9 protein-coding genes are annotated in these 23744 nt (G+C 70.0%); 8 read left to right on the plus strand and 1 reads right to left on the minus strand.

The window, feature by feature from the left end; genetic code table 11:
• Nucleotides 1–106 precede the first annotated feature (106 nt).
• On the plus strand, nucleotides 107–1093 hold the full coding sequence (locus O3I_RS17165) for an endonuclease/exonuclease/phosphatase family protein (protein WP_014984213.1): 987 nt from the start codon (nucleotides 107–109) through the stop codon (nucleotides 1091–1093).
• Between the two features lie 24 nt (nucleotides 1094–1117).
• On the opposite strand, the gene O3I_RS17170 is transcribed toward O3I_RS17165, so the two are convergent.
• On the minus strand, nucleotides 1118–2542 hold the full coding sequence (locus O3I_RS17170; RefSeq protein ID WP_014984214.1) for an MDR family MFS transporter: 1425 nt from the start codon (nucleotides 2540–2542) through the stop codon (nucleotides 1118–1120).
• Nucleotides 2543–3313: 771 nt separating this feature from the next.
• Between O3I_RS17170 and O3I_RS17175 the strand changes: the two genes are divergently transcribed.
• Genes O3I_RS17175 through O3I_RS17205 form a run of 7 tightly spaced genes read left to right on the plus strand, consistent with a single transcriptional unit; the run spans nucleotide 3314 to nucleotide 23742 of the window.
• Nucleotides 3314–4075 carry a CPBP family glutamic-type intramembrane protease gene (locus O3I_RS17175; protein WP_167829148.1) on the plus strand — a complete coding sequence of 254 codons (762 nt, stop codon included), beginning with the start codon at nucleotides 3314–3316 and terminating at the stop codon, nucleotides 4073–4075.
• Between the two features lie 15 nt (nucleotides 4076–4090).
• On the plus strand, nucleotides 4091–7402 hold the full coding sequence (locus O3I_RS17180) for a type I polyketide synthase (protein WP_081594019.1): 3312 nt from the start codon (nucleotides 4091–4093) through the stop codon (nucleotides 7400–7402).
• A complete protein-coding gene (locus O3I_RS42700) occupies nucleotides 7386–12419 on the plus strand; it encodes a non-ribosomal peptide synthetase (protein WP_014984217.1) in 5034 nt (1677 codons plus the stop codon). Before O3I_RS17180 ends, O3I_RS42700 begins: the two co-directional genes overlap by 17 nt.
• Nucleotides 12416–15394: a type I polyketide synthase gene (locus O3I_RS17190; protein WP_014984218.1), complete on the plus strand. Its 2979-nt coding sequence runs from the start codon at nucleotides 12416–12418 to the stop codon at nucleotides 15392–15394. Before O3I_RS42700 ends, O3I_RS17190 begins: the two co-directional genes overlap by 4 nt.
• Nucleotides 15387–21026: a non-ribosomal peptide synthetase gene (locus tag O3I_RS17195; RefSeq protein WP_014984219.1), complete on the plus strand. Its 5640-nt coding sequence runs from the start codon at nucleotides 15387–15389 to the stop codon at nucleotides 21024–21026. The genes O3I_RS17190 and O3I_RS17195 overlap by 8 nt, the downstream gene beginning before the upstream one ends.
• Nucleotides 21023–22789: a fatty acyl-AMP ligase gene (locus O3I_RS17200; RefSeq protein WP_014984220.1), complete on the plus strand. Its 1767-nt coding sequence runs from the start codon at nucleotides 21023–21025 to the stop codon at nucleotides 22787–22789. The genes O3I_RS17195 and O3I_RS17200 overlap by 4 nt, the downstream gene beginning before the upstream one ends.
• Entirely contained in the window at nucleotides 22786–23742 is a 957-nt protein-coding gene (locus O3I_RS17205; RefSeq protein ID WP_014984221.1) for a hypothetical protein, read from the plus strand. The genes O3I_RS17200 and O3I_RS17205 overlap by 4 nt, the downstream gene beginning before the upstream one ends.
• The last annotated feature ends 2 nt before the right edge of the window (nucleotides 23743–23744 follow it).

Here is a 23744-nt window from a genome sequence, read left to right on the forward strand (position 1 = left end):
ACGGTTCCCGGCGGGAATTCGGGTAGTCGAGTACCTATATGCGCACCGCTGCGCCGGGCGACAATGGAGACGTTCGAATCGTCGGGGCCTGATGAGGATGTGGGACATGGTCACCCTGCGTATTGCGACGTTCAATCTCGAGAATTTCGACGAGACGCCGAATCCCGGACCGTTCGAGCCGACCCTCGCCGACCGTATCGCGGTGATGCGACCGCAGATCGATCGGCTGCGGGCCGACATCCTGTGCCTGCAGGAGGTGAACGGTCAGGAGCGTTCGGGACAGCCGCGGGCGCTGCTGGCGCTGGCCGATCTGCTGCAGGGCACTCGACTGTCCGGCTGGAATGTCGTGTCGACGGAGAAGGCCAACGGTGAGGTGTTCGACGAACGAAATCTCGTGCTGGTCACCTCCTTGCCCGTCACCGCGCGCACGCAACTGCTCAACGATCTGGTCGCGGCGCCGATGTATCAGATCCTGACCGCGAATCCGCCTGCGGCGCAACCGCGCCCGATCAATATCGAGCGCCCGATACTGCACGTCGAACTGGACCTGCTCGGTGCCCCGCTGCACGTGATCGTCGTGCACCTGAAGTCGAAACTGCCGACCGATATCCCCGGCCAGAAGGCCGACCGCTTCACCTGGCGCGACGCCGGAGCGATGGCCGAGGGCTCGTTCCTGTCCGGCATGAAACGGATGAGCCAGGCCGTCGAGGTGCGCAGGCTCATCGACCAGATCCTGGACCGGGACGCGGCGGCCCGCATCGTGGTCGCGGGCGACTTCAACGCGACCGCCGACGAGGTGCCGCTGGTCGCGATCCGCGGCGACGTGGAGGACACCGGCAACGGCGCGCTCGCCGGCCGGGTCCTGGTACCGCTCGAGCACACGGTGCCCGAACCCGCGCGCTACACGCTGTTCCACCACGGCCGCGGCGCGATGCTGGACCACCTGCTCGTCACCCGCAACCTGCTCGCCAATTATCGTGGCACCGAGATCCACAACGAGGTGCTGCACGACGAGTCGGCCGACTTCGCGACGGACAAGAAGTACCCGGAGTCCGACCATGCCCCGGTGGTCGCTACGTTCGAATTCACCTGAGCAGCAGCGAGTTCGACGCAGAGATCATTCGGCGGGCGCGCTGCCGACGGATTTGCGCGCGGGCATACAGGCCGAGGCGAGCAGCATGATGACCGCCATCACCGTCACCGTGATGAACACCAGATGCACCGCCGAGGACAGTGTGGCCGGCGCCGGATGGTCGGTGTCACCGATACGTGCGTTCACGATCGCACCGAACACCGCGACGCCGACCGCGCTGCCGATCGAGCGGGCGAACATGTTCGCCGAGGTGACGACGCCGCGTTCGGACCATTCCGCGCTCGCCTGCGCGGCGATGAGCGTGGGCGCGGCGACCAAGCCCATGCCCGCGCCGATCAGGAAACACGAGGCGGCAACCTGCCACAGCGTCGAATTCTCGGTGATCAGCAGGGTGGTCGCGGCGCCCACCGTCGCCAGTCCGCTGCCGATCAGCGCGGTGGCTCGAAATCCGAGGCGCAGGTACACCTTTCCGGCGAGGGCGGCGGCGATCGGCCAGCCGAGCGTGAGCGCGCCGACGGTGAGCCCGGCGACCAGCGCGCCGGTGCCGAGCACGCCTTGCGTGAAAGTCGGCACGTAGGAGGTCAATCCGAGCAGGATCGCGCCGACCAGCACGCCCACCACGCTGCTCGCGACGAGTACGCGGCGGGTGAACACCCAGAGCGGCAGCACCGGATTCGCGGCCCGCCGTTCCACCAGGCCGAACAGCACCAGCAGCAGTGCACCCCCGGCGAAGATGGCCACGCTGGTCGGCGAACTCCAGGCCCACGCCTGCCCGCCCTCGAGCAGGCCGAGGATCAGTGCGCCCGCGCCGACGGTCAGCAGTGCGGCGCCGAGATAGTCCACCTGCTGCTTGCGTCGCGGCGCGCTCTCCTTGAAGCTGCGCAACAGCATCCACCCGGCCACGGCGGACAGCGGCAGATTGATCAGGAAGATCCAGCGCCAGCTGACGTAGTCGGCGAAGATACCGCCGAGCAGCGGGCCCGCCACCGACGACAACGCCCAGATGCTGGCCAGGTAGCCCTGTACCTTGGCGCGTTCGGTCAGGGTGTAGAGGTCGCCCGCGATGGTCATCGTCATCGGCTGGATCGCGCCCGCGCCGATGCCCTGCACCGCGCGGAAGATGATCAGTCCCAGCATGCTGGTCGCGAGGCCGCACAGCAGCGAGCCGAGCGCGAACACGGCGACGCCGAAGAGAATGACGGGCTTGCGGCCGACCGTGTCGGCGATCTTGCCGTAGATCGGGACGGTGACCGCCTGCGCGAGCAGATAGATGGAGAACAACCAGGGGAATTGGGCGAATCCGCCGAGGCTGCTGGTGATCGTCAGCACCGCGGTGGCGATGATGGTCGAATCCAAGGCGACCAGACCCGTCGCGAGCATCAGCGAGCCGAGAATGGCGCCACGCTCCGAACGAAGACCTACGGACGACTGCACGGTCTCGGTCGCCACACGCGGCCCCTCTCGTTCGCTCACCTAACCACCAACAACGAACGTATCTCCAGCCGAGCTATTCCCGCATGGGAATTTTCACGGACACGACTCGGTACGCCGGTGCCGGTTCGCGACCCGGCGGTGGACGGCCGCCGACGCGCAGACGCGCGGCACGGTCCCGGTGGATGGCCGTCGCATGAACACTCGCGCATGCGACGCCGCCGCCGCGCCGCGGCAATTTGGGGACGGGCACAAATGGCTTTGTTACTCGCTCCAGGGGTGGCAAACAATTGGCAATCATATTGCCGATACGCGATGTTGCGCGCGTCGGTGAGCAAAGTATCGGGCAGTTGAATAGCGCGCGCCGCGCGGTTGACCGGGCTCGTCGAATTCGCCCCAATCGGGCGAAAAAACGGCGCAAATCAGACTTTCCGCACCGCCGGTATGCGGAGGTATTTACTCCGTATATCGGCGGTGGTCCACCTCACAGGATCTTCCAGATGGAAGCTGTAGACAGTTATCTCAGTACGGGCGTACTGTCTGGCCGATGTGTTCAGGACCAGCGAGTAGGTGATGCGTCAGCTCGGGCAGTAGAGCGAATTTCACCGATGTGCGCTGAGTCTCCCACGGAATAGTTGTAACGCAAGGACGCGGACGACCCCATTCCATTCAGATACAAATACCGACCCGACCGGAAGTGAACGGGGCTCCCCGATGGAAATATTCTGCATAGTCCTGCTCGTCTATCTCGTGTTCGCAGAGCCATTCTTCGAGATATTCTCCGTCCGCGTGTTCACCCGTGAATTCGGGCAGCGGTCCGACGCGCGCGTACGCCTGTACCAGGGCGGTGTGTTCCGGACCTGGGCCACGCTCGCGGTCATCCTGGTGGCCTTCGCGATCAGCGGCACCTCGGTGCGCGAGCTCGGCCTGACCCACTTCGACACCGCGATCTTCCGTGGCTTCTCGCTGCCCGAGCAGATCATCAGCCTCGCCATCATCGCCGTCTACGTCTCGTATCTCTTTGGGCCCGTATTGATTCCGCTGGTCGGCGGGCGCGCGGGCAAAGACTGGATCGCCCGCAAGATCGAGTACGTCGTGTTCATCACCCCGGAGAACTCGATCGAACGCTTCTGGTGGCTGGCCAACTCGTTCAGCACGCCCGCCGAGGAGGTCGTCTACCGCGGCTTCACCCTCTACGCGGTCGCGCTGCTCTGGCCGGACCTGCCCTTCTGGGTCCTGGTCATCCTCGCGGGCGGCGTCATCGACGGCCTGCGGCACGGTTTCCGGCCGGCTGTCTCCGCGCAGGTGATTTTCGGTGGCGTCGCGCTCGCGCTCATGTACAAACTGACCGGCGCGATCTGGCCGACGATCGCCGTGAAGCTATTCCATGACCTGCGCGTTCTCGCATTCCCGCTGGCGCAGGCGCGCCGGAACCTGGCCGCGCGGGGATTGTCCGAGATTCCGGGGAAAACCCTCGCCGAACAGAATGTCCCCGCCGGCGCGGACAATCCTGACAACTCCGTGGAGTCTCGTACTTCTGTTTCTACGTAGTAGGGATAGCGTTAGATGTCTGCAGAAATGGCCCGTCGGACGGCCGACGAAATCAGCATGTTTCTCACCGAAACACTCAGTGAATTACTCGATATTGCCAGCGATGATGTCGCGTTGAGTGAGCCGTTTTCCAGTTTCGGTCTCACCTCCGCGGTGGCCTTGGTATTCGTCGGCAAGATTTCCACCTGGATGGGCAAGCCACTGCCGCCGGATCTGCCCTGGGAATATCCGACCGTGCGCGCACTGGCCGAAGGATTGGCGGCCGCACAGGACGGCCCGGCCCCGCTGCCGCAGGACAGCGCCGAGCCGGTGCCCGCGGCCACCGCGCCCGCCCGCCCGCACACCGGCCAGGAGCCGGTGGCGATCATCGGCATCGGCTGCGCCTACGCCGGGCTGCGCGGTCCCGAGCAGCTGTGGGAAACCCTCTGGCACGGAGAAGAATTGGTGGGCCAGGCGCCGCGCAGTCGATACGACCGGTCGCAGGGTGCGGCGGAGGCCGACGCCGCCGGCGACCACCGCACTCCGTGGTTCGGCTCCTTCCTCGACGACCCGTACGCGTTCGACGCCAACTACTTCGGCATCGCCGACGCCGAGGCCGCCGTGATGGATCCGCAGCAACGGCTGCTCGCCGAGACCGTCGCGGACGCGTTCGAGGACGCGGGCGTGCCGATCGAGCGGCTCGCCGGTACCGCGACCGGCGCCTTCGTCGGCATCACCGCGGGTGACTACGCCCGCGGGGCCGGCCACGACCCGCACGCGGGGTTGCCGATCGCCGCCGTCACCGGCAATGCGGCCAGCATCGCCGCCAACCGGCTGTCCTATCTGTACGACCTGCGCGGGCCCAGCGTGAGCGTGGACACCGCGTGCTCGTCCTCGCTGGTCGCGCTGCATCTGGCGTTGCGCAGCCTGCACGACGGCGACTGCGACGTCGCGGTGGTCGGTGGCGTCAACCTGACGCTCGACCCGCACATCACCGGGGCGCTGGCCGAGGCGGGCATGCTGGCCGCCGACGGACGCTGCAAAACCTTCGACGACCGCGCCGACGGTTATGTCCGCGGCGAGGGCAGCGCGGCGGTGGTGCTGAAGCCGCTGGCCCAGGCGGAGCGCGATGGTGACCGGGTGTACGCGGTACTGCTCGGTTCGGCCGTCAACCAGGACGGCCGGACCAACGGCCTCACCGCGCCGAGCTTCCAGTCCCAGGTCGAGGTGCTGCGCCGGGCCTACCGGCGGGCCGGAGTCGATCCGCGCGACGTGCAGTACGTCGAGGCGCACGGCACCGGGACCATCCTGGGCGACGCCATCGAGGCCCGCGCGCTCGGCACCGTGTTCGGCGAGAACCGCACCGGCACCGGCGAATTCCTGGTCGGTTCGGCCAAGACGGTGGTGGGCCACCTGGAGGCGGCCGCAGGAATCACCGGTCTGGTGAAGACTGCGCTGGCGTTGCACCACGGCCAGGTGCCCGCCCACCTGAACTTCGAATCGCCCAGCAAACACATCGCTTTCGCGGACCTGCCGTTCGAGGTGCCCACCACGAGCCGGGATTGGCCGGCGCACGCCGGCCGCGCGCTGGCCGGGGTGAGTTCGTTCGGCTTCGGCGGCACCAACGCGCACGCGGTGCTCACCGCTGCGCCCACCGGGCCGGTTCGGACGCCACCGCCGGCCCAGCCCGAAAAGCCCTATCTGGTCAGCCTTTCCGGGCGCAGTGAGCAGTCGACGCTGGCGCTGGTGGACAGCTGGCTGGCACTGTTGCGCGACGGTTCGGCGCCGCCGGTCGCCGACCTGGCGCAGACCTCCACCGCGCGCCGGGCCCAGCACCCCTTCCGGATCGCGGTGCCCGCCCGCGATCACGCGGACCTCACGGATCAGCTCGCCGCGATCGCCGCCGGTTCGTTGCCGCTGGGCGCGGCGGCGGGCCGGGTCCCGCGCAGTGGTCCCGGCCAGGTGGGGTTCGTCTTCACCGGTCAGGGCAATCAGTGGGTCGGCATGGGCCGCAAGTTGATTCGGCAGCAGCCGGTGTTCCGGGACGCGCTGCTGGCGGTCGATCGTGAGCTGCGGATCGAACTGGGCTGGTCGACCTTCGCGGTGCTGGACCGCGGCAGCGACGCCGAAGCCCTGGCCGACACCGGCACCGCGCAACCGGTGCTGTTCGCCCTGCAGGTCGCGCTCGCCGCCCTGTGGCGGTCGTGGGGGATCGTCCCCGCCGCCGTCGTCGGGCACAGTGTCGGCGAGGTCGCCGCCGCGCACGTGAGCGGTGCGATCGATCTGCGCACTGCCGCACAGATCATCGCCGCGCGCGCCACAGCGACCGCGCGCCTGCGGGACAACGGCTGCATGGCCGTGGTGAACCTGCCCGCCGGGGAACTGGAACTGCCGCCGCGCGTGCACCTGGCCGGGACGAACGGGCCCAAGTGGACCCTGATCTCGGGGCACACGGCCGCCGTCGACGGCTTGCTCGCCCGGCTCGACGCCGCGCAGGTGATGACCCGGCGGCTGCCGGGGCGCTACGCCTTCCACTCGCCGCTGATGCTGGACTGCCTGCCGGAGTTCGTCGCCGACATGCCGTGCATCCAGCCGAGTTCGGGCAGCATCGCGTTCTACTCGACAGTCACCGGCGATCGGATCGACGGCACCCGGTTGAACGGCCTGTACTGGTCCGACCAGGTGGTGCGGCCGGTGGAGTTCGCCGCGGCGGTCGGTGCCATGATCGAGGCCAACGTCAGCACCTTCGTCGAGATCGGCCCGCATCCCGCGCTCAACGGGATGCTGAAAAGCCTGCTCCGCCACCACGATCGGCCCGGCATCGCGGTGCCGTCGCTGGTTCGCGACATCGACGACCTCTCGGTGCTGCTGGCCGCGGCCGGCGAACTGCACGTGCGCGGGCACGAGATCCGCTGGGCCGGTGTGGATCCGGTGGACCGGCCGGCGGCACGGCTGCCGCTGTATCCGTACGACCGCAAGTCGTATCGGGTGGTCGACGGTGTGCCCAGCATCCAGTCCACTCCGGTGACCCGGACCACCGAGCTGTTCGCCGCCGACGCGGACTATGTCGCCCCGCGCACCGAATACGAACAGGTCGTGGCCGAGATGTGGGCGGAGTTGCTCGGTCTCGAGCAGGTCGGCGTGTTCGAGAACTTCTTCCGCATCGGCGGTCATTCACTGGCCGCGACCCAGTTCGTGCGCAGGCTGCGCGAGCTGTTCGAGATCGAGTTCGCCCTCCGGCGCATGTTGCTGGAGCCGACCGTCGCCCAGGTGGCCGCGGCCCTGGAGGAACTCATGGTCGAGCAGGCCGATGCCCTTTTGGAGACCGCTCATGAACTCACCAGCTAGCAGCCTGGCCCTCGCGCGCCTGCGGGAACGTCGCGCGGCGGGCCTGGCCACCACCACCGTACCGCTGCGCGAGGGCGCGGGCCCGTTCCCGGTCACCCCGGCCCAGCGCGGCATCTGGCTGCACGAGCAGTTGGCCGGTCATCCCGCGATCTACCATGTGCCGCTCGGCATCCGGATCGACGGACCGCTGGACGCGGCGGCCCTGCGGGCGGCGGCGAACGCCGTGACGAGCCAGCACCACGCGCTGCGCACGATTTTCACGGAGACACCCGACGGCCTGCGGGCCGAGATCGTCGAGACCGACGGCGCCGATTGGCAGGCCCCGGATCTGCGGCTGGTGCCCGCGAAATCCCGGGCGGCGGCGGTCGATCAGTTGCTCGAGTCGCTGGCGACCGCGCCGTTCGAGCCGGCGACGCGGCCACCGGTGCGCTGGGCGCTGATTCGGCTGGCCGACCAGCAGTGGCTGCTCGCGGTCGTCGCGCATCACCTGGTCCTGGACGGACTTTCGATCGCGCTGCTGTTCGATCAGCTCTGGCTGGCCTACGGCGCGCTGCGCCGCGGTGCGGAGACCGTGTTGTCCGCACCGCCGCGGCAGTACGCCGACTACGCGGTGTGGAGCGCCGAACACGGAGCCCCGGCCACGCAGGCGGCCGCCGCCGAGCGCCGGGCCGCGCTCCTGCGTGGGGCGCCGCCACTGGATGTCGCGATCGGCCGGCGACCCCGGCGCGTCGGGAACAACGGTGCGCGCGTCGAGGATTCGTTTCCGCGCGAGGTGACCGCGGCGGTGCGCGCCGCCGCCGCGGCCAACGGTGTGCCGCCGTTCGTCTTCCTGCTCGCCTGCTACGAGCTGATCCTGGCGCACCGCTACGGTCGATTCGACTTCTGCGTCGGCATCCCGATGGCGGCCCGGCCGTACGCCGAATTGGCCAAGACCATCGGGCATTTCGTGAACACGGTGCCGGTGCGCGCCGATGTCGCGACCGGCCAGACCTTCCTGGAGCTGCTGCACCGCACCCGCGACACCGCGATGGCGGCCTACGACGACGAGACCGTGCCGTTCGAGCGGATCGTCGAAGCGATCGGCGGGCCGTGGGATCCGGGCTACAGCCCCGTGTTCCAGACCCTGTTCGTCCAGCAAATGCTCGAGCGCCCCGACCTGAGCGAATGGGGGCTGACCGTCGACTGGCACACCATCGATACCGGCGCGACGCTGTACGACCTGGTCATGCACGTCGCCGAGACGGGCTCGGAGCTGGTCGTGCAGCTCACCTACAACTCGGCGCTGCTGACCGCGACCGCCGCCGCCGATCTCGCGCTGGACTTCCGTACGCTGGCGGCCGCCGCGGCCGCGGCCGCGCCGACGACCAAGGTCGACGAGTTGCTCACCGCCCTCCCGGTGCGGACGTACGCGGTGCGTGACATCGCCGGCGAGCAGGATTCGCTCGACGCCGAGGCCGCCCCGTTCGAAGCGCCGATCGGCGAGCGGGAGATCCGGCTGGCCGCACTGTGGTCCGCGGCGTTGGACCGGCCCGAGATCGGCCGCCACGACGATTTCTTCCTGCTCGGCGGCACCTCGCTCGCGGCGACCCGGGTGATCTCGCAGATCCTCGACGAGTTCGGCGTGAGCGTCTCGCTGCGCGAGTTGTTCGAGAGCCCGACCATCGTCACGGCGGCGCGTCTGATCGAAGCCGCTGCCGCGCAGGAGGAGTCGTTGCCGCCGCTGCGCGCGCTGCCACGCGCCGAGGACGCGCTGCTCGCGGTTTCCTATGCCCAGGAGCGGCTCTGGTTCCTGGAGACTCTCGATCCCGGCAACGCGACCTACATCATGCCCGGCGGGCTGCGGCTGCGCGGCGTGCTCGACGTCGCCGCGCTGGAACACGCACTGGCACAGGTGGAGCAGCGGCACGAGGTGCTGCGCAGCGTCTACCGGACCACCGCGGACGGACAGCTGCGCCAGCTGATCCGCCCGTATAGCGCACGGCCGCTGGAGGTTACCGATCTGAGCGACCTACCGGCCGAGGCCCGGCCCGGCGCGGCGGCAGACCTCGCGGCCCAGGTGTACCGGGCGCCGTTCGATCTGGCGGAAGGCCCGGTCTGGCGGTACCGCCTGATCAAATCCGGCCCCGACGAATACCTGCTCGCTTTGGCGCTGCACCACATCGTGTGCGACGCCTGGTCGATCGCGGTACTGAGCCAAGAGGTCTCGGCGCACTACCGCGCCCGCACCGACCGGGACTCCGCGCCGCTGCGGCCGCTGACGGTGCAGTACGCGGACTACGCGGAGTGGCAGCGCGGCAGCGCGACGAGTCTGGCCGGGCAACTGGACTTCTGGCGCGCCGAGCTCGCCGACCCGACGGTCACCGAGATCCCCGGCGACCGTCCGCGTCCGGCCCGGCGCACCTCGCGTGGTGCGGTGGCACGCCACACGATCGACCCCCAGGTGATGGCGCAGGTCCGCGCGCTCGCCGCCCGGCAGGGCGTCACGACCTTCGCGGTGCTGCTCGCGGCGTTCTATACGCTGCTGAATCGGTATACGCGCCAACAGGATCTGATCGTCGCCGCGCCGATCGCCGGACGGACCCGCTCGGCGGTCGAGCCGCTGGTCGGTTGCTTCTTGAACACGCTGGCGCTGCGCACCCGGGTCGACCCGGAGGAAATCTGCACCGGCTTGGTCGCCCGCGTCGGCCGGACCGTGCTCGCGGCGCACGCGAACCAGGACCTGCCGTTCGAGAAGGTCATCGAGGCGATGGTGCCACACCGGGATATGAGCCGGACCCCGCTGGCCCAGGTCATGTTCAACTACTTGAACACGCCGCCGCCGTCGCTCGACATGGCCGGACTCGAGGTCGAATTGGTCGACGCCCCACGGGCGACCGCCAAGATGGACTTCGATCTCACCGTCGACGAAACCGACGGCACCGCCAAGCTGACCCTGGAATACAGCCTCGACCTCTACGACGAGCCCAGCGCCGACCGGGCGCTGCGCCACTATGCGACCGCGCTGGCCGGAATCGTGGCCGACCCCGCACAGCTCGTCGGCGCGATCGCGCTGGAGCCGACGGAACCGGCTGCGGGGGAGCCGGATTGGGAGCTGCCCGGAACCGCGCTCGTGCCCGCGGCCGCACCGGGCGAGCGACTGATCGATCGGTTGGACGCGGTGATCGACGTGCGCGCCGGCGCACCGGCGGTGCGCGGCGGCGAGCGCGTCACCAGTTACGCCGAACTGGACCTGCGCACCGCCGCGATCGCCAAGCAGCTCATCGGCGCCGGGTTGGACGGCAGCCGGGTCGCGCTGCTGTACGACCACACGCCGGAGAGTTTCGTCGCGGTGTGGGCGGCGCTGCGCGCGGGCGTGGCCTACGTCCCGCTCGATCCGCGGGCTCCCGAGGCACGGCTGATCGAGATCCTCGAGGAGGCCGATGTGTCCGCGCTGGTGTGTGATCCGTCGCTGACCGCGCTGGCGCGGGCCGTCGCGGGGGGCGCCCACGTGTTCCCGGTCGCGGCGCGGGCCGACCATCCGGACCCCGCGCTCGGCGCGGTGCCCACCAACGACCTGTCGACGTGGGCGAAATCGCATATCAGCGCCGACGATTTCGCTTACATCCTGCACACGTCCGGGTCCACCGGTCGCCCTAAGGGCGTGGCGCAGAGCCGCGGCAACGCGTTGGCGCACGCGGTGACCTACGCGCGGCGGCTGCGCCTCGGCCCCGACGACGTCGTCGCCGCGCCCGCGCGCTACACCTTCGACGCCGGGGTGCTGAATTCGTTCGGCGCGGCGGTGGCGGGTGCGCAGCTGTCCGTCATCGACCCGCACAACTACGGTCCGGCCGCCCTACGCGCGGAGATCGAACGGGCCGGGATCACCGTCCTGCACTGCACCCCTACGCTTTTCCGCTATCTGCTGAGCGACGCCGACGGGCCGTGGGCACCGCAGGCGCTGCGCCTGGTCGCGCTCGGCGGCGAGGAGGTGGTCCGCGGCGACGTCATCGACTTCGGCAAGCACTTCACCGCCGCATGCCGGCTGGTGAGTCTGTACGGCCCGTCGGAGTGCTCGGTGGCGTTGCAGCACATCGTTTCTCCCGCCGATGCGGATCGCGCGGGCGTACCGATCGGCCGTCCGGTCGAGGGGGTGGCGGTGGACCTGGTGGATGCCGCGGGCCGCCCCACCGAGGTATACGGCGAGATCGCCCTGCGCAGTTCCCATGTGGCCCTCGGCTATTGGCATCGACCGGAACTCACCGAGCGGGCGTTCGGCACCGGCCGCGACGGCGTGCCGTACTACCGCACGGGCGATCTGGCCCGGCGCTTACCCGACGGCAAGCTCGTCTTCGTCGGCCGCAAGGACCGGCAGGTCAAGATCCGCGGCCACCGGGTGGAACCGGGGGAGGCGGAGACCTTCCTGCGCGCACATCCGACGGTGGCCGAGGCGGCCGTGGTGCTCGACGCCGACGCCGAGGTGCCGCGGTTGGTCGCCTATCTCACCCAGGAGGGCCCGCTCGAGCCCGACTACCTGGAGTTGTCGGCGTTCCTGCGAACCAGGCTGCCCGACTACATGATTCCGTCGGCCTACATGGTGCTCGACCGGCTGCCGCGTGGTCTCACGGGCAAGCTCGACCGGGCCAAGCTGCCCAAGATCGCCCCGGCCGCGCCGCCGGTGTACGTCGCGCCGAGCACCGAGCTGGAGCGCGTCGTCGCCGAGGTGTGGGCGCAGGTGCTCGACCGGGAGGTCGGCCTGGGGCAGAACTTCTTCGATCTGGGCGGGCATTCGCTCGCGGTGGCTCGGGTGCGCGGCCTGCTGGAGCGGCGGCTCGGCATCGAACTGGCGATGACCGACCTGTTCGCCGCGCCGACCGTCGACGGACTCGCGAAAACCCTGGCCGGTCGGGCGAGCGCGCCGGAAGAGGGGGACCGCGGGCTCGACCGGCGCGCGGCCGCGGCGCGCCGGCGGGCACACCGCCAGAGCGCGGGGTCGCCCCCGCCGCACCTGTCCGACGACGAGAGCGGGGAGCCGCGATGACGCACGACGACAACGATTTCCGGATCGCCGTGATCGGCATGGCCTGCCGCTTCCCGGGGGCCGACACGGTCACCGAGTACTGGCGCAACCTGTGCGAGGGCCGCGAATCGGTGCGCCCGCTCGCGCCGGAGACCATGCCCGCCGACCCGCCCGCCGGTTATGTGCACGTGGGCGCGCTGCTACCGGACGCGGACAAGTTCGACGCGGAGTTCTTCGACATGAGCCCGCGGGAAGTCCAGCTGACCGACCCGCAGCAGCGCTTGTTCCTGCTGTGCGCGTGGGAAGCCTTGGAGGACAGCGGCCGCCTCGCCACCGAGAACCCCGGCTCCGTCGGTGTTTTCGCGGGCGCGGGCCTGAGCACCTATCTGCTGCGCAATCTGGCCGGGCACGCGAGCCTGTTCCAGACCCCGAGTTCGCAACTGCACGCCCTGCACGGCAACGCCTCGGACTACCTGGCCACCAAGGTCTCCTACAAGCTCAACCTGACCGGACCGAGTTTCGCGGTGCAGACCGCGTGCTCCACCTCGCTGGTTGCGATTCACCAGGCGGCGCAAGCCCTGCTGGACTTCCAGTGCGATGTAGCGCTGGCCGGCGGTGCGAGCGTGCAGGTGCCGCAGCAGGCCGGCTACATCTACGAGGAGGGCTCGATCCTCTCCCCGGACGGGCACTGCCGGGCGTTCGACGCCGACGCCGGCGGCACCGTATTCGGTTCCGGCGTAGGCGTCGTCGTGCTCAAACGGCTAGCCGACGCGCTCGCCGACGGCGACCGGGTGCACGCCGTGCTCCTCGGTTCCGCGGTGAACAACGACGGCGCCGACAAGATCGGCTACACGGCGCCGGGCATCGCGGGCCAGCGGGCCGTCGTCCGAGAGGCATTGTCGGCGGCCGGGATCGGCGCCGACACCATCGGCTACGTCGAAGCGCACGGTACCGGAACGAAACTGGGCGACCCGATCGAGATCGCGGCGCTGAGCGCCGCCTATCGCGAGCACACGGCAGCCACGCAGTACTGCGCGCTGGGTTCGGTGAAAACCAATGTCGGCCACTTGAATTCCGCGGGCGGCGTCGCCGGTTTCATCAAAGCGGTGCTCACGGTGCGCGACGGCCGCATTCCGGCCAGCCTGCACTACACCAGGCCGAATCCCGAGATCGACTTCGCGTCCGGCCCGTTCTACGTGAACACCGAGCTGAAAGAGTGGTCCGCCGAGGTGCGCCGGGCCGGGGTGAGCGCGTTCGGTATCGGTGGCACCAACGCGCACGTCATCGTGGAACAGCCGCCGGTGCCCGCACCCGTCGCGGCGGCGGGCGGCCCACGCGCACTGCTGATCTCGGCACGCACGCCGCAGGACGCCGACCGGGCGGCGACGCGCCTGGCCGACCACCTCGACGACACCGACGTCGAATTGGCCGCTGTCGCACATACGTTGGCGCATCGCCGCCGCCGGTTCCCGCATCGCCGCATGGTGGTGGCGAGCACGACGGCGCAGGCGGCCACGGCGCTGCGCAAGCCCGCGGTGGGCGAGGCGGTGCCCGCACCGGCGGTGGCGTGGTTGTTCCCCGGGCAAGGGGTCGCCCTCGGCGCGGCAGTACTCGAACTCGCGGCCACCGTAGGTCCGTTCGGCAGCCGCCTGCGCGAATGCACGGAGCTGCTCCGCGCGGACGGATTCGACCTGGACGCGGCGATACGACAGGCCGAGGGCACCGAACAGACCCAGGTCGCGTTGTTCGCGGTGGAGTACGCGCTGGCCGGCATGTGGCGCGAGTTCGGCGTCGCGCCGACGGAGCTGCTGGGGCACAGCCTCGGTGAACTGGTCTGCGCCACCCTCGCCGGCGTCTTCGAACTGCCCGACGCGTTGCGCCTGATGGTCGCGCGCGGCCGGATCATGGCGGCCGCACCGCCCGGCGGGATGCTCGCGATCTCCCAGGGCGCGGACGCGGTCGCCGCACGCCTGCCGGAGGACGTGTGGCTGGCCGCGGACAATTCGGCGACCCGCTGTGTGGTCGCGGGCGCCCCCGCGGCATTGCTCCGGCTCTCGGCGGAGCTGTCCACGGAAGGCGCGGCGAGCTCGCTGCTCCCGGTCGGGCATGCCTTCCACACGCCGCTGATGGACGAAGCCGCGGCGCGTTTCGCGGAGCTGGTGCGCGGCGTACCCCGCCGGTCGCCGCGAACATCGTTCTGGTCCAACGTGACCGGCGCCCCGATCACCGCCGAGCAAGCGGTGGACCCGGCGTACTGGGCCCGGCAGATGACCAGCACGGTTCGCTTCCGCGAGGCGGCCCTCGGGCTGCTCGCCCGCAATCTGGCCACCGTCGCGCTCGAGGTGGGCCCGGGCAAATCGCTGGTTTCGTTCCTGCGCACCGCCGATCGCGGGTCGGCCACGGTCGGTACGCTCGGCGTCGGCCTCGGGGCCGGTGCGCCGGAATCGGCGATCGTCGAGGCGGCCGGTCGCCTGTGGTTGTCCGGCGTGGACGTCGACTTCGAGGCGATCTACGGTGACCGGACGCCCGCGGCGGTCGCCCTGCCCACGTATCCCTTTGCGCTGAAGCGCTATTGGGTCGATCCGCCGGAGACCGCGGCTACCCGCGTCCGCACGGTGGAGCACTCCCCGGAGCCTGCCGCCACCGACGCGAGCGATACCGCGGGTGCCGAAGAGGATGAGTTCGTCGCGGCGGTGCGGCAGCGCGTGCGCGCCGTGTGGTGTGCCGCCCTCGGCGTGGACGCGGTCGGCGTGGACGCGAATTTCTTCGAGCTGGGCGGCGATTCGCTGCTCGCGGTGCACGTCGCCACCCAGCTGCGCGCCGTCTTCCCGTTGGAACTCGCCCTGGGCGAACTGTTCGCGGGCCCGACCGTCGCGGGGATGGCCGAGACCATCGCCGCGCACCTGATGCGACGGCTGGACGAGCTGTCCGACAGCGAGGTCGAACTGCTGCTGAATCAGCCGGGGGCGGCCGAAGAACGGAGCAACAATGCCTGAACTCGTCGATACCGGCGCCTCCCGCCGCGAGTTGCTGCGGCGCTGGGCCGCGGGCAATACGCCGCGCGCGGCCATTCCGCGCCGGCCCGATCCCGCCGCGGCCGCGCCGCTTTCGGCCGCGCAGCAGCGGATCTGGTTCCTGGAGCAGCTGTTCCCCGACCGGGCGACGTACACGATGCCGCTGGCGCTGCGCCTGCGCGGCCACTTGGATATTGCTGCCCTGCAGGGCGCGCTGTCGCTGGTGGTGGCGCGGCACGAATCGCTGCGCACCAGTATCGAAGTGCGCGAGGGGGTTCCGGTACAGGTGGTCGGGCCGGTGGCCCCGCTGCCGATGACCGTGGTGAGCTCGGCACAGTTGGACCCGGCGCGACCGCTCGCCGACGCGATAGCACAGGTCGAGCGGTTCAGCCGGACGGTGTTCGACCTGTCCGGTCCGCTGGTCGAGGTGCTGCTGGTGCGGCTCGGCGCGGACGACGCGATCTTCGCCGTCGCGATGCACCACATCATCTCCGACGGGTGGTCGCTCGGCGTGTTCGCCACCGAGCTGATGTCGGCCTATGCCGATCTCACCGCGGGGCGGCATGCGCCGGAGCTGCCGGAACTGCCGCTGCAGTACCCCGACTACGCGGTCTGGTTACAGGATCTCGCGCAGCGCGACAAGTTCGGCGCCGATCTCGACTACTGGCGTGGCGTGCTCGGCGACGAGCCGCCGCTGGTGACGTTCCATCCGGATCGGCCCCGTGCGCTCGAACCGGCGAACCGCGGGGCGCGGGTGCTGTTCACGATCCCGGCGCCGGTGCTGGCCGGCCTGCGCCGCCTGGCCGACGAGGTCAGGGTGAACGACCGTCCCGCAACGTTGTTCATCGCGCTGATGGCGGGATTCAAAGCGCTGCTGCGGTATTACACCGGCGCGGAGGACATCACCGTCGGCACGCCGATCGCGGGCCGGACCAGGCCCGAGGTCGAGCCGCTCATCGGGTTCTTCGTCAACGCGCTCGCTTTGCGCACCGACCTGTCCGGGGCGCCGACGTTCCGGGAATTGCTGGCCCGCGAACAGCGGGTGGTCTTCGACGCGTTCGATCACCAGGAGGCCCCGTTCGACCTGGTCGTCGAACACGTGCGCCCCGACCGGGAACTCAGCCATTCGCCGCTGTTCCGCACCGCCGTGGTGCTACAGAACACCAGCCTGCCCGAACTCACCATCCCCGGCCTCGACGCCGAGTACGTCGAAGTGCATTCGGGCACCACGAAATTCGACGTGCTGGTGACCCTGCGGCAGGTCGGCGCCGAACTGGCCGGCGCGTTCGAATACGACGTCGACCTCTACGACGAGCCGACCGTGTCCGCGATCGCCCGGCACTTCGTCGCGCTGCTGACCGCGGTGGTCACGGCACCGGACACCGCGCTTGCAGAACTGGACTTCCTCGAATCCGGCGAACGCCAGCGGGCGCTCGCCGCGGCGCTGCCGTGTGCGCCCGCCGCCGCGGCTCAGCTCACGTTGCACGAGCTGTTCGCGGCTCAGGCGATCAAGACGCCCGAGGCGGTGGCGCTCACCTTCGGCGACAGCGCGCTGACCTATGCCGAACTGGCTGCCGCCGCAGACGGATTGGCCCGCCGGCTGCGGGGCCGCGGCGTCGATCGGGGATCCTTCGTCGGCATTCACCTGGAGCGCTCCGCCGATGTGGTGGTGGCGATCCTCGCCGTGCTGCGCGCCGGCGCCGCCTACGTACCGCTCGACCCGATGTATCCGGCGGACCGGATCGAGTTCATGATCGGCGATTCCGGTGCGCGCCTGGTGATCAGCCACAGCTCGCTGATCTCGGCGACCGAGAGCGCGGGTCCGGAGCTGCTGCTGATCGACGAGCTGCCCGCGGAATCCGCGCCGGATCTCCCGCCGGCGCAGGCCGGACCGCACGACCCGTGCTACGTCATCTACACCTCCGGGTCGACGGGAGTGCCGAAGGGCGTCGTGATCGAGCACGCCAACGTGGTGCGGCTGTTCTCGACCACCGCCCGCTGGTACGACTTCGGCGCGCGGGACGTGTGGACGATGTTCCACTCCTACTCCTTCGACTTCTCGGTCTGGGAAATGTGGGGCGCGCTGCTCCACGGCGGCCGCTTGGTGGTGGTGCCCGGGTCGGTGAGCCGGTCCACCGCCGAGTTCGCGGAACTGCTTGCGCGCGAGCAGGTCACGGTGCTGAACCAGACCCCGTCCGCGTTCACCCAGTTGCTGCGTGCGCTGGAGAGCGCGCCGGGCGCCGAACTCGCGGTGCGCTGGGTGATCTTCGGTGGCGAGGCGCTCGACCTCGCCACGCTTACCCCCTGGTTCGATCGGTTCGGCCAGGCCGCACGCCTGGTGAACATGTACGGCATCACCGAAACCACCGTGCACGTCACCTACCGCGAACTCACCAGGGCCGACGTGGAATCGGCGGCGGGCAGCCTGATCGGTGTGCCGCTGCCGGACCTCGGGGTATTGATCGTCGACCCCGCCGGGCGCCCCGTCCCCGACGGTGTGGCCGGGGAGATGCTGGTGTCCGGCCCCGGCGTCGCCCGCGGCTACCTCGGCCGCGACGAACTCACGGCCGAAAGGTTCGTGGCGAGTCCAGTATTGGACGGTCGCCGCGTCTATCGCACCGGCGATCTGGCTCGCCGCCGCGCCGACGGTGACCTCGAATACCTGGGCCGGATCGATCAGCAGGTCAAGGTTCGCGGCTTCCGGATCGAACTCGGCGAGATCGAGGCGGCGATCACCGCGCACCCCGGCGTGGACCAGTCGGTCGTGCTGGCGCGCAAGGACACCGGCGGAAACGTCTCGCTGGTCGCCTATTTCACGCCGGGCGACGTGACGGCCGACGCGGCGGGCGCGGAACAGGATCAGGTCGCCACCTGGCAGGTCGTGTTCAACAGCACCTATCGGCAGGGTCGCGAAGGCGACGCCGATTTCGACATCTCCGGCTGGAACAGCTCCTACACCAATGCCGCCATTCCCGAAGAGCACATGCGGGAGTGGGTCGAGGCGACGGTCGCGGCCGTGCGGTCGCTCGCACCGCGCCGCATACTCGAAATCGGTTGTGGCACCGGGCTACTGCTGTCCCGCCTGGCACCGCTGTGCGAGGTCTACGACGCCACCGACGTGTCCGCGTCCGCCATCGAGAACGTCCGGGCGAAGATCGTCGGCCCCGATCCCGAACTGGCGCACGTCCGGCTGGAGCTGTGCGCCGCCGACGCACTGCCCGCCGACCTCACCGGTTCCTATGACGTCGTGCTCATCAACTCTGTGGTGCAGTACTTCCCGAGCGCCGACTACCTCAGCCGGGTGCTGCAGGATGCGGCCGGGCTGCTCGCTCCCGAGGGCGTGCTGTTCGTCGGCGACGTCCGCGATCTGGTGCTCAGCGAATCGTTCCACGCGACGGTCGAGGCGACCAACGCACCGTCCGCCGGTGCGAGCGAACTCGCGCCCGCGGTCCGCGCCGCGCTGGACCGGGACGCCGAATTGGTGATCTCGCCCGAGTATTTCGAGGATTTCGTCGCCGCGAGCCCGGTGCTGACCGGCAGCCGCTGCCGGCTCAAGCGCGGTGTGCGGCTCAACGAGATGTCCCGATTCCGCTATGACGCCGTGCTGTACGCGGGCGCCCGCGGACTTCCGGTGCGGCCCAAGGTGCTCGACGCGACGACGACACCGCAGCGACTGGCCGAAGTGCTGGAACAGGATCGGCCCGCGGCCGTGCTTGTCACCGATGTGCTCGACGCCCGGGTCGCCGGACCGCTCGCGGTGGTCGAGGAGCTGCGACGGGGCCGGGCGACGGCCGCCCAGATCCGCGCCGTGCTGGCCGATTCCGGCGGCGTGAGCCCCGAGGACTATCTCGCGCTCGCCGAGCGGGCGCCGTACCGGATCGAGGCGCTGCGCCGCCCCGGCGGGCGCTACGACGTCGTGGCGACCGGCTGGGACGTCGCGCTGTCCGGTGCGCCGGCGCGGGCCGCCGAATGGCCCGGCGATCTCATCGTCTCGGATCCGCTGCGGGTCAAGGCGCGCGACGATCTCGTGGTCGACGTGCGGGCCCACCTGGCGCGCAAGCTGCCGCAGCACATGGTGCCGGCGGCCGTGCTGGTGCTGGACGAATTCCCGTTGACCACCAACGGAAAACTGGACCGTCGCGCGCTGCCCGCACCGGTGTTGCGGCGGAACCCGGTGGCCTACGAGCCGCCGCGCACGCCGCTCGAACAGCGGGTCGCGGGCGTCTTCGCGCAGGTGCTCGGTAGCCCCAGGGTCGGCCGGGACGACAACTTCTTCGATCTGGGCGGTCACTCGCTGCTCGCGGCGCAGCTCATCCTGCGCCTGAAAGAGACCTTCGGCGAAGACATTCCGCTCGGCTCGCTGTTCGCCCGGCCGACGGTCGCCGGTGTGGTGGCGCTGCTGGCGGGGGAGACGTCGACGGAGGCGGCGATCGACCTGGCCGCCGAGGTGGCGGCCGTCATCGACTCCTGGCCCGCCGGACCGTGGACCACCGCCCGGCCGGATACCGGGGAGGTGCTGCTCACCGGCGCGACCGGCTTCGTCGGCGCGTTCCTGCTGCGGGAACTGCTGGAGCGCACCGAATCCCGGGTGCACTGCCTGGTCCGCGCGGACACCACGGAGGCGGGCCTGGCCCGGCTCGCGGCGACCTTCGACGCCTACGAACTGCCGCGCACCGCGTTCGACCGGGTCGTGCCGGTACTCGGTGATCTGGGTGAACCACGACTCGGTTTGAGCGAGAAGCAGTTCCTGCTGCTCGGCCGCACGATAGATGCGATCTACCACAACGGTGCGCACGTGAATTTCGCGCTGCCGTACCAGGTGCTGGCGGCGGCCAACGTGCGCGGCACCGACGAACTCCTCACCCTGGCCAGGAACAGCGGTGCGCCACTGCATTTCGTGTCCTCGCTGTATGTGCTCGGTCCCGGCGACGCGGTGGACGGCCGGGTCACCGAACGGCGGCCCGCGCAGGACCCGTCGCAACTGTCCCTCGGCTACCTGCAAAGCAAGTGGGTCGCCGAACGGCTGGTCTGCGCGGCCGGTGCGCGCGGTGTGCCGGTCAACGTGTTCCGGCTCGGTCGCATCGGCGGCGACAGCCGCACCGGCGCCTGCCAGACCAGCGACTTCTTCTGGCTGCTCGTCAAGGCCAGCGAGGAGGTCGGCCGCGCACCCGAGGTGGATTTCGCGGTGGATCTGGCGCCGGCCGACTTCACCGGCGCCGCCATGGTCGAACTGGCCCGGAACACCCGGCCCGGGACGCACATCTATCACGTGCGCAACCCCGCGCCGGGCTCGTTCGCCGAAGCCGTCGGCTGGCTGCGGGCGAGCGGCACGCCGGTGCGGCTGGTGCCCCTCGACGAGTGGCGTGCCGCGATCGCCGCGCACGCGGCCGAGGCGGGCGCGGGCTCGGCGTCCTACCGCGTGCTGAGCCTGTTGAACGCCGGTGACGGGCTGACGCCGTCGATCCAGTTCGAGGTCGATGACGCGGTCACCGCGCTGGCGCAGGCCGGCGTGCACTGCCCGCCGGTCGCGCACGACCTGTTCACCCGCTACCTGGACTACTTCCGCAAGGTCGGCTTCCTCGCCGCGCCGTCACCACAGGAGGTCGGAGTATGACCACGACACTGCTCACCGGGGGCGATATCGAATACGACACGCTGGTGCGCGCGTTGACCAGACAGGCCGCCCAGCATCCGGACCGGCTCGCCTACAGCTTCCTGAGCTATCCCGATTCGACCGCCACGGCCGGTGTCACCGAGTCGCTCACCTACGCCGAAATCGACCGTGCGGCAAGGGCCTACGCGGCCACGCTGCTCCAGGTGGCGCACCCGGGGGACCGGGCCGTGCTGCTGCTGCCGCCGGGCCTGGAGTACGTGAAAGCGTTCTTCGGCTGCCTGTACGCCGGCATCATCGCGGTGCCGCTGTATCCGCCGAGTGCGCACAATTCCAACGGCCGGATCGACGCGGTCTGCGTCGACGCCGACCCGGCCTGCCTCGTCACCACCGACGACGCGCTACCCAATGTGACCGCGTGGCTGGACAATTCGCCGACCGATACGACGCGGCTGATCGTGACCACCGGCGAGGTGAACGCGCGGCTGGCGACCGACTGGGAGCCGGTGCTGGTCGATCGGGAACAGATCGCGTTGCTGCAGTACACCTCCGGCTCCACCCGCACCCCGGCGGGCGTGATGGTGCCGCACCGCGGCCTGCTCGCCAACGCCAGGCAGACCTACCAGATGATGTACCACGTCGGGGTGGGGCCCGAGGACGAGGTCGGTTTCGTCAGCTGGCTGCCGCTGTTCCACGACATGGGCCTGATGGTCGGCGTCATCATGCCGATCATCAACGGCCACGGCGTGGTTCAGATGTCGCCCACTTCGTTCCTGCGCCGGCCGCAACGCTGGTTGCGGGCGATCAGCGACCATCCCGCGCAGGTTTTCGCCGCCTCCCCGAACGTGGGCTACGAACTGTGCGCCGAACGGGTCGGCCCCGACGACCTCGACGGCATCGACCTGAGCCGCTGGCGGTACGCCCTGTCGGGGGCCGAGCCGGTGCGGGTCAGCACGATCCGAAAGTTCTACGCCGCCTTCGCCGGACACGGCCTGTCCGAGTCGAGCCTGATCGCCGGGTACGGCCTGGCCGAGGCGACACTGCTGGTCTCGGTCAACTGGCGCACCCTGTCCGGCGTGCAGACCATCACGGTGGACCGCACGGCGCTGGCCGCGGGGTCCGTGGTGGTCGCGCCGGACGGCGCGGACATCGTGAGCGGCGGCGCTCCGGCACCCGGCACGGCGGTGCAGATCGTCGATCCGGACACCAGGGAGCCGCTGCCCGAGCACCGGCTCGGCGAGATCTGGGTGCACGGGCCCTCGCTCTGCTCCGGCTACTTCAACCGCCCCGCGGAGACCGAAGCGACGTTCCGCGGCGAACTCTCGCCGCGCGACGGCAAGTACTACCTGCGCACCGGCGACATCGGTTTCCTGCACGACGGGGAGGTCTATCCGACCACCCGGCTCAAGGACCTGATCATCATCGACGGCCGCAACTATTACCCGCCGGATCTCGAAGACGCTGCGGAGCAGGCACATCCGCTGGTGCTGCCGGGGCGCTGCTCGGCCTTCTCCATCGAAGTCGGCGTGCAGGAGAAGATCGTGGTGCTGGTCGAGGCCAGGATTCCGGCCGACGACACCACGACCGCGCAGGAACTGCGCAATGCCGTGCGCGAAGCCATCTTCCGGGTGCACGACGTGGGCGTGCACGAGGTGCTGCTGCTGAGCCCCGGCGGGATTCCCCGCACGTCCAGCGGCAAGATCCAGCGTTCGGCCTCCCGCACCGCCTACCTCGACGGCACGCTCCGGGTACGAGGCGAGAAATGACCACCGCACTGTCCACTCATGGCGACAAACTGACCTGCTTCACCGCGGCGCTGGCGAGTACGCTGCTGGCTCGCGGCGAAACCCGGTGGTGGCGGCCGCTGCTCGCGGGCGGCCCGACCCTGGCGGTGACCCCCGCCGAGCAGGACCTGCTGCTGTTCGAACACGACGCCACCGCCCCGCTGCCCGCGCTGGGGTTCGGCGTGCACGGCGACGACGACTGGGCCACGGCGTACCACGCGTTGGAGGAGCAGGTGGCCGCGCACGGTTCGGTCGTGTTGCTCGCCGACATCTTCCACCTGCCCTGGCAGCACGGCTATCAGAAATGGCACGCGCCGCACTGGCTCGCCATCGTGGCCACTGTCGACGGCTGGGTGGTGGAGGACCCGCTCACCATGACCACCGAGCTCGGACTGCAAGCCGGGCAACGGGTTCCGGTGCTCTCGGCCGCCGAACTGCGGGAGTGGTCGGTCAGCCTCGGCTCGGGTGACACGGTCGCGCTGCTGCGCGAACAAGCGATGGCCGGCACCTCGGACATCCAGGCTGGCCGGACCTATCGCTGGCTGCAGGCCCGCCCTGTGGACCTGCTCGTGCCGCGCGCAGACCGGCTGGTGGGTGCGGACGCGTTGGTGGCTTTGGCGAGCCGCTACCAATTCGCCACGACCCCGGGTGATTTCACCCAGATCGATGACCTCTGGCAGGCCCTGCGCCAGCGTGAACTGCTGCTGTGGGCCGCGGAATTCGACGACGAGGTGCTCGACGACGCGGGCCGCGAACACTGGGAGCGCGCGGTGACCCTGTGGCGCAAACTACCGCCCCTGCTGATGCACGCCCGGATGCGGGCCGCCGCGGGCGGCACCGTGCAGACCGCGCGCATCGCCGAAACCCTGCTCGCCCTGGCCGAATACGAAGGCAGGCACCTGGCCTTCGCGCACCGCCGAGCGGAAGGAGCGTAGCG

Origin of the sequence: Nocardia brasiliensis ATCC 700358 (assembly GCF_000250675.2) — a bacterium.
Taxonomy (GTDB): Bacteria; Actinomycetota; Actinomycetes; order Mycobacteriales; family Mycobacteriaceae; genus Nocardia; species Nocardia brasiliensis_B.